Here is a 7602-nt window from a genome sequence, read left to right as displayed (position 1 = left end):
TACCTCGGCGGCGTGCGGCCCTCGGTGCTGGCCCGCGCCGGACGCATCGTCGAGGCGGCACCGCGGTCGGTCGCCTTCGCCGACCAGCTGTTCGCGGCCGAGCGAACACCGCACCTGAGCATCTGGTTCTGATACGGCACGGATGACGTGCGCGGATCCCGCGGGACGGATGCCGCGGCGGACGCGCCGGCGCGTCACACACGGCTGCGCGCCCCGTCGTGCCCCCATTCCGGGGGCGTGCCGTGAGAGCGCTCCCGCGCATTCGGCCGCGGGTACCGCTTTCCCACTTACTGACACGTCAGTAAGTTACGGAAGCGTTATCAACCGTTTTGTTCCGCAGCACGACAAATGCGTCATCATGGCTGTGCCGCCGCCAAGGATGACGGCGGAACCCCCGAGGGGTCGACCTCAATCACAGAAGGGGAGAGCCATGAAGACACCTTCATTGGTCTCTACTGCAGCGCTCGTCGGTGTCTCGGCGTTGCTGCTGGCAGGTTGTTCGAGCGGCGGCAGCGGCGGAGAGAGCGACGGAGGCGACGCAGCAGCGACGCGCGCCTGCGTCATCCTCCCCGACGCCGCGTCATCGCCGCGCTGGGAGAACAACGACCGTCCCTACCTCGAGGACGGCCTCACGGCCGCCGGCTTCGAGACGGACATCCAGAACGCTCAGGGCGATGTCAACAAGTACGCCACCATCGCCGACCAGCAGCTCAGCAAGGGCTGCGGCGTGATGCTGCTCGTGGACTACAACGGCGCCGGCGCCGCGGTAGCGGCCAAGGCCAAGGGCGAGGGCATCCCCGTCATCGCCTACGACCGCCCGATCGACGGCGTCGACTACTACGTGTCGTTCGACAACGCAGAGGTCGGCCGGCTCGAGGGCCAGTCCATCGTCGACGGCCTCGCGGCCGCCGGCAAGGACCCGGCGAGCTCGGTCGTCGTCTACATGGGCGGAGACCCGACCGACGGCAACGCGAAGATGTTCCACGACGGCGCCGTCGAGGTCATGGAGGCAGCCGGCATCTCGCCGGCCGCCGAGCCCCCGGGCGTCTGGGACGGTGAGAAGTCGGCGACGAACTTCGAGCAGGCCCTCACCTCGCTCGGCGGCAAGGTCGACGCGGTGTGGGTGGCCAACGACACCAACGCCGCCGGCGTCATCACGGTCCTCGACAAGAACGGCCTCGTCGTTCCGGTCTCCGGCCAGGACGCCTCGATCGCGGGCCTGCAGAACGTGCTGCTCGGCAAGCAGACCGCCACGGTCTACAAGCCGATCAAGCTCGAGGCCGACGCCGCGATCGACCTCGCCACCAAGCTGCTCGAGGGTGAGACCCCGACGGCCGACCAGGAGCTCGAGGACGGCACGCCCTACATCGCGGTGACGCCCCAGCTGGTCGGGCCCGACCAGGTGGTCGACGTCGTCGACGCCGGCGACGCCGACCCGGCCGAGCTCTGCCAGGGCGAGGTCGCCGCGAAGTGCGGCGAGTACGGCATCGAGTAACCCGTTCCACCCTCGGGGCCCCGGCCGCGGCGTGACCGCCGTGGTCGGGGCCCCGAACCCCTCTGCCGGCGCGAGCCGGCGAGTGCCACACTGAGAGCCAGACAGCGCCGTCGAAAGGAACCCGGCATGGACGTGCCCATCATCGAGCTGAGCGGAGTCGTCAAGAGCTTCGGCCCGGTCAGCGTGCTCAAGGGCGTGGACCTCAAGGCCTACCCCGGCAAGGTCACCGCGCTCGTCGGCGACAACGGGGCGGGCAAGTCCACCCTCATCAAGGGCCTCGCCGGCGTGCAGCCCTACGACGCCGGCAGCGTGAAGTTCGAAGGGCAGGAGGTCGCCCTGCACACGCCGCGCGAGGCCTCCCGCCTCGGCATCGAGGTCGTCTACCAGGACCTCGCGCTCTGCGAGAACCTCGACATCGTGCAGAACATGTTCCTCGGCCGCGAGGAGACCGAGTTCGGCACCTTCGACGAGGGACGCATGGAGCGGCAGGCATCCGACACCCTCCGCTCGCTCTCGGTGCGCACCGTGAAGTCGGTGCGGCAGAAGGTGTCCTCCCTCTCGGGCGGCCAGCGCCAGACCGTGGCCATCGCGCGTGCGGTGCTGAAGAAGGCGCGGGTCGTCATCCTCGACGAGCCGACCGCAGCCCTGGGCGTCGCCCAGACCGAGCAGGTGCTGAACCTCGTGAAGCGCCTCGCCGAGCAGGGCGTCGCGGTCATCATCATCAGCCACAACCTCGTCGACGTCTTCGCCGTCGCCGATCACATCAACGTGCTCTACCTCGGCCAGATGGTCGCCTCCCTCGAGACGAGCGAGACCACGAGCGACGACGTCGTCGGGTACATCACCGGCACCAAGACCCCAGCAGGAGCGTCCGCATGAGCACGCAGAAGACGACGCCGACGGCCGACGACCCGGTCGCCGAGGCACCGGCGACCTACGTCGCGGCCGACCTCATCGGCAGCGGCCAGGAGGGCGGCATCGGCGACCAGGTGCGAGCCTGGTTCCAGCGGGTGCGCAGCGGCGAGATGGGTGCGCTGCCCGCCATCGGCGGGTTCGTCGTGCTCAGCATCATGTTCTCGATCCTCAGTCCGTTCTTCCTCACCGAGCGCAACTTCGCGAACCTCATGACGCAGGCGGCCACGCTCGTCATGCTCGGCATGGCGCTGGTCTTCGTCATCCTGCTCGGCGAGATCGACCTGTCGGCCGGTGTCACCGCCGGCGTCACGATGTGCATCTTCATCGTGCTGGTCAACGTGCAGGGCATCAACTGGATCGTCGCGCTCGCGATCGCGTTCCTGGCGGGCATCGCGATCGGCACGTTCATCGGGTTCTTCGTCGCCAGGGTGGGCATCCCGTCGTTCGTCGTGACGCTGGGCCTCTTCCTCGGCCTCCAGGGCTTCGAGCTCATCATCATCGGGTCCGGCGGCCTCTACCGCGTGCAGGTGCCCGAGATCCTCGCCATCCAGAACAGCAACCTCCCGACCTGGGCCGGCTGGGTCATGCTCGTCGTGATCGTCGCCGTCTCGGCCGCGACGTCGTTCTGGGACCGCTCGCGTCGCAACCGCGCCGGCGTGCCGAACCGCGCCATCTCGCTCGTCTGGATCAAGCTCGGCGTCATCGCCGTGCTGGGCGGGGTCGTCGTGTACATCCTCAACCAGGACCGAGGGCAGTCCATCCGCGCCGTGCAGGGCGTGCCCATCGTGGTGCCGATCGTGCTCGTGATCCTCTGGATCGGCACGTTCGTCCTCGATCGCACGAAGTACGGCCGGTACATCTACGCGATCGGCGGCAACGCCGAGGCGGCCCGCCGGTCCGGCGTGAAGGTGATGATGATCCGCTGGACGGCGTTCATCGTCTGCTCGAGCCTGTCGGTCGTCGCGGGGCTCTTCTCGATCAGCAAGGTCGGCTCGGTGGATGCCGCAGCCGGCCGCGACCTCGTGCTCAGCGGTGTCGCGGCGGCCGTCGTCGGTGGCGTGAGCCTCTTCGGCGGTCGCGGGCGGCTCATGCACGCGGCCATCGGCGCCCTGGTCATCGCCGTCATCACGAACGGGCTGGGCCTGCTGAACCTGCCGGCCGGCGTGAACTACGCGGTCACCGGCGGCGTGCTGATCCTCGCGGCCACGGTCGATGCGGTCTCGCGCACGCGGGCGGGCGGGTCGCTCGTGCGAACCTGATGCACACGATGCACGAAGCGGATGCCGCGGGCTCGTCGCCCGCGGCATCCGCTTCGTCGTTCGTGGCTAGCGCACGTCCTGCCGTGGGAAGACGACCTTCTCCACGATGATGATGAGCGACGCGGCGACCGGGATCGCGACGAGCGCGCCGAGCACGCCGCCGAGCGTGCCGCCCGCGACGGCGGCGATCACGACGAGCGCGCCGGGCACGGCGACCGCACGGCTCATGATGCGGGGGCTCAGCACGTACGCCTCGACCTGCATGTAGATGAGGTAGTAGATCGCCGCGGCGAGCGCGGTGACCGGCGACGCCGCGAGGCAGACGAGCGAGATGATGATCGCGCCGGTGAGCGTGCCGACGAGCGGCACCAGCGAGAACAGGAACGCGATGAAGGCGAGCAGGATCGGCGCCGGCGCGCCGATGATCGACAGGAAGATGAGGCTCAGCACGCCGTTGATGGCGGCGAGCGACACCTGCCCGATGACGTAGCGGCCGACGGAGCCCGTGATCTCCTCGGAGACCGACCGGAAGCCGGGCCGGGAGCTCGCCGGCACGAATCGCGCGGCGTAGCGCTTCATCGAGCCGAGCGACGCGAGGAAGTAGAGGGTGAGGATGAGCACGATCGTGGCGCCCGTGAATCCGCCGGCGATGCCGGCCCCGACGGCGAGGATGCCGCCGGTGAGGGCGCCGAGGTTGTCGGGGTCGGCGAACCAGTCGCCCGCACCGTCGATGGCCTGCTGGATGGCGTCTCCCCCGACGAGCGAGTTCAGCCAGCCCACCAGGTCGCTGTTCTGGATGTTCTCGACGATCGAGTCCCAGTCCTCGACGAGGATCTGGGTCTGCTCGACCACGATGGGCACGATCGTGGCGATGAGCCCCACGAACACGCCGATCACGACGACGAACACGAGCAGGATCGCGAGCCAGCGCGGGATGTCGCGTCGCTGCATCCAGCTCACCACCGGGTCGAGGCCGAGCGCGAGGAACAGGGCGAGGGCGACGTAGAGGATGACGGTGCCGAGCTGCCCGAGGATCCCGCCGAGCAGGATCGCGAGCAGCACGCCCAGCGCCCCGACGAACCCGATGCGGAACGCCCGGATCTTCACCTCGGGGCCCGCCGACTCGGCGTTGGCGGTGACCTCTGCCGCGGGCGGCGGTTCGACGACCTGGGCGCGCTTTCGTCTCAGCATGGCCATGACGCTACGCGTTCCGGCCGACGCGGTGGCGCGCCGCGCCGGGTCGGCGTCGAGCGCTGCCGGTTCGACGGCGTCAGACCGCGACGACACCGGCCACGACTCCGACGACCACCGTGATCGCAGCGGCGAGGCCGAGGATCGCGGCACCCACGACGACGGCTCCGCGGCCGCGCGCTGCAGTGCCCTCGGGCACCCGCGCCACGCTGCGGGCGCGCGATGGCCGGGCTCGACCGCTCTCGTGCTTCCCGCGCCCGGTGATGATCATGCCGCGGATGATGTCGCGCATGCTCGCGGCGACGTCGTGCGCGGTCGGCCGCACGGCGGGATCGGTCGAGGTCATCGCCGCGAGGAGCGACTGCCACTGCTCGGGCAGGTCCTCGGGGATGTGCGGCGGGCGGTGCAGGCGGGCGAGCGCGGCCTCGATCGCACTGCCGGTGTACTCCCGCTCGCCGCGCAGCGCCTCGAGGAGCACGAGGCCCAGCGAATAGACGTCGCTGGACGTGCCGATCTCCTCGCCGCGCGCCTGCTCGGGTGAGATGTAGGCGGCGGTGCCCATGATGGCGCCGTCGCTCGTGAGGCGGGAACCGTCGATGAACTGCGCGACGCCGAAGTCGGCGAGCTTCGCCATGAGCGTGTAACCGAGCGTCGGCACGTCGGCGACGAGGATGTTCTCGGGCTTCACGTCGCGATGCACGATGGAGTGCCCGTGCACGTAGCTCAGCGCGTCGGCGATCTGGGCGCCGACGTCGGCGACCTGGCGCGGGGTCATGGGTCCACGTGCGAGGCGGTGTGCGAGCGAGCGCCCCTCGATGTACTGCATCACCACGTATCGGCGGGCCTGGCCGTCGTGCAGAAGGGTGCCCGCGTCGTGGATGTCGACGAGCCCGGGGTGGTTCAGCCGGCTGAGCAACCGGATCTCGCGTTCCCGGCGTTGCAGGTCGGCGACCGTGTCGTCGGTCGCCCGGAACACCTTGACCGCGACGTCGCGGCCGAGCTCGGTGTCGCGGGCGCGGTAGACGTCGGCCATGCCGCCCGAGCCGAGGTGCTCGCGGAAGTCGTAGCGTTGTCGAGAGTGGTCGGGCGCGGCTGGGGTGTCCGCGAGGATGGGGTCGGTCATGGGTCGGCTCCTGATGTCACTGCGCGCCTCGGGTTCGACGCGCTCCGCATCGATGGACTCATGCGTGTGGTCAGGTTACACAAGGACCCGGGACCGGCCCGAGGGCTTGCGCTGCGGCGGATCGTGCCCTATGCCGGGCAGATCGGGAATGCCCGCACGCCGGCTGCGTTGTCGTTGAGGGTGAGGTGCAGGCCGCCACCGCGGCGCCGACCGTGGACCGCCGGCCGCGAGCCGCACGGACGAGGAGGAACGTGACCGAGCAGACCGCCGTGGGATTCCGCTCCGACCGGGGACCGGTGCTGATCGCCCTGATGCTGTCGACGGGACTCGTCGCCATCGAGGCCACGATCCTCGCCACGGCGGTGCCGTCGATCGTCGCCGACCTCGGGGGCTTCACGCAGTTCCCGTGGCTGTTCTCGATCTTCCTGCTCGCCCAGGCCGTGTCGGTGCCGGTCTACTCGAAGCTCGCCGACACGGTCGGCCGCAAGCCGATCATCCTCGTCGGCATCGGGTTCTTCCTCATCGGGTCGATCCTCTGCGGCGTGGCCTGGGACATGACCTCGCTCATCGTCTTCCGTGCCGTGCAGGGCCTCGGCGCCGGTGCCGTGCTGCCCGTGTCGATCACCATCACCGGCGACATCTACACCGTGCGCGAGCGGGCACGGGTGCAGGGCTACATCGCGAGCGTGTGGGCCGCGTCATCCGTCATCGGGCCATCGCTCGGCGGGCTGTTCGCCGAGTTCCTCACGTGGCGCTGGATCTTCTTCGTCAACATCCCCCTCTGCCTCATCGCCGCGCTGATGCTCGTGCGCAACTACCACGAGGACGTGGAGCGGCAGAAGCACCGCATCGACGTCGCCGGCGCCCTGGTGCTCACCGTCGCCCTGACGCTGCTCATCCTCGCCGTGCTCGAGGGCGGGCAGGCATGGGCGTGGAACTCGTGGCAGAGCATCGGGGCATTCGCCCTCGGCCTCCTGCTGCTCGTCGTCTTCGTGCTCATCGAGCGGCGCGCGGCCGAGCCGGTCCTGCCGCTGTGGGTGTTCTCCCGGCGCCTGATCCTCACGACGTCGCTCATCTCGTTCGGCGTGGGCGCAGCGCTCATCGGCCTGACCTCGTACGTGCCGACGTTCCTCGAGATGACCGCCGGGGCGACCCCGATCGTCTCGGGCCTCGCGGTCGCGGCGCTCACCCTGGGCTGGCCCATCTCGGCGTCGCAGTCGGGCCGCATCTTCCTGCGCATCGGATTCCGCAGCACGGCCTTCATCGGCCTCGGCATCGCGGTGCTCGGGGCGATCGGGCTGTTCGCGGCCTCCCTGGTGCCCAACGTGTGGACCACGGCGATCGCCTGCTTCGTCGTCGGCCTCGGGCTCGGCCTCGTCGCCTCGCCCACGCTCATCGCCGCCCAGTCGTCCGTGCCGTGGACGGAGCGCGGCGTGGTCACCGGCGCGAACATGTTCCTGCGCTCGATGGGCAGCGCCGTCGGGGTGGCGATCTTCGGCGCGATCGCGAACGGCGTGATCGCCGGCACCGGCCTCGGCGAGCACTCCCCCGTCGCCATCCACGCGGCCTCCACGGCGGTGTTCTTCGCCGTGATCGTGGCGGCGGTGGCGACCATCGCC

Annotated in this window: 7 protein-coding genes; 5 read left to right on the top strand and 2 right to left on the bottom strand. The window is 70.0% G+C overall.

Annotated features, from left to right (window positions below; all coding sequences use genetic code 11):
* Positions 1 to 12 precede the first annotated feature (12 nt).
* The 4 genes from GH736_RS25750 (at position 13) to GH736_RS13650 (ending at position 3669) form a co-directional block, all read left to right on the top strand.
* Positions 13 to 132: a hypothetical protein gene (locus GH736_RS25750; protein WP_407922349.1), complete on the top strand. Its 120-nt coding sequence runs from the start codon at positions 13 to 15 to the stop codon at positions 130 to 132.
* A gap of 298 nt (positions 133 to 430) precedes the next feature.
* Complete coding sequence (locus GH736_RS13660; protein ID WP_159604172.1) at positions 431 to 1495, top strand: sugar ABC transporter substrate-binding protein; 1065 nt, start codon at positions 431 to 433, stop codon at positions 1493 to 1495.
* A 126-nt stretch (positions 1496 to 1621) separates the two neighbouring features.
* Positions 1622 to 2374: an ATP-binding cassette domain-containing protein gene (locus GH736_RS13655; protein ID WP_159604170.1), complete on the top strand. Its 753-nt coding sequence runs from the start codon at positions 1622 to 1624 to the stop codon at positions 2372 to 2374.
* Positions 2371 to 3669 (top strand): sugar ABC transporter permease, encoded by a 1299-nt coding sequence (locus GH736_RS13650; RefSeq protein ID WP_159604168.1) that lies wholly within the window; start codon positions 2371 to 2373, stop codon positions 3667 to 3669. The genes GH736_RS13655 and GH736_RS13650 overlap by 4 nt, the downstream gene beginning before the upstream one ends.
* A 66-nt stretch (positions 3670 to 3735) precedes the next feature.
* On the opposite strand, the gene GH736_RS13645 is transcribed toward GH736_RS13650, so the two are convergent.
* Together GH736_RS13645 and GH736_RS13640 are read right to left on the bottom strand one after the other, a co-directional pair.
* Positions 3736 to 4860, bottom strand: a complete 1125-nt coding sequence (locus GH736_RS13645; protein ID WP_203230767.1) for an AI-2E family transporter — start codon at positions 4858 to 4860, stop codon at positions 3736 to 3738.
* 79 nt (positions 4861 to 4939) lie between these two features.
* Complete coding sequence (locus GH736_RS13640; RefSeq protein WP_159604166.1) at positions 4940 to 5983, bottom strand: serine/threonine-protein kinase; 1044 nt, start codon at positions 5981 to 5983, stop codon at positions 4940 to 4942.
* A 311-nt stretch (positions 5984 to 6294) separates the two neighbouring features.
* Here GH736_RS13640 and GH736_RS13635 point away from each other — a divergent pair.
* Positions 6295 to 7602 (top strand): MFS transporter (locus tag GH736_RS13635; protein ID WP_159604174.1); only part of this gene is annotated, 1308 nt, incomplete at its 3' end.

This window comes from Agromyces humi (genome assembly GCF_009720255.1).
Taxonomy (GTDB): Bacteria; Actinomycetota; Actinomycetes; order Actinomycetales; family Microbacteriaceae; genus Agromyces; species Agromyces humi.
Note: the sequence above shows the minus strand (reverse complement) of the source record. Positions and strands in the feature narration are given on the sequence as shown.

Coding starts and splice junctions, on each gene's coding strand:
- GH736_RS13645 (WP_203230767.1), bottom strand. CDS start 4,860: ATGCTGAGACGAAAGCGCGCCCAGGTCGTCGAACCGCCGCCCGCGGCA.
- GH736_RS13640 (WP_159604166.1), bottom strand. CDS start 5,983: ATGACCGACCCCATCCTCGCGGACACCCCAGCCGCGCCCGACCACTCT.
- GH736_RS13650 (WP_159604168.1), top strand. CDS start 2,371: ATGAGCACGCAGAAGACGACGCCGACGGCCGACGACCCGGTCGCCGAG.
- GH736_RS13660 (WP_159604172.1), top strand. CDS start 431: ATGAAGACACCTTCATTGGTCTCTACTGCAGCGCTCGTCGGTGTCTCG.
- GH736_RS13655 (WP_159604170.1), top strand. CDS start 1,622: ATGGACGTGCCCATCATCGAGCTGAGCGGAGTCGTCAAGAGCTTCGGC.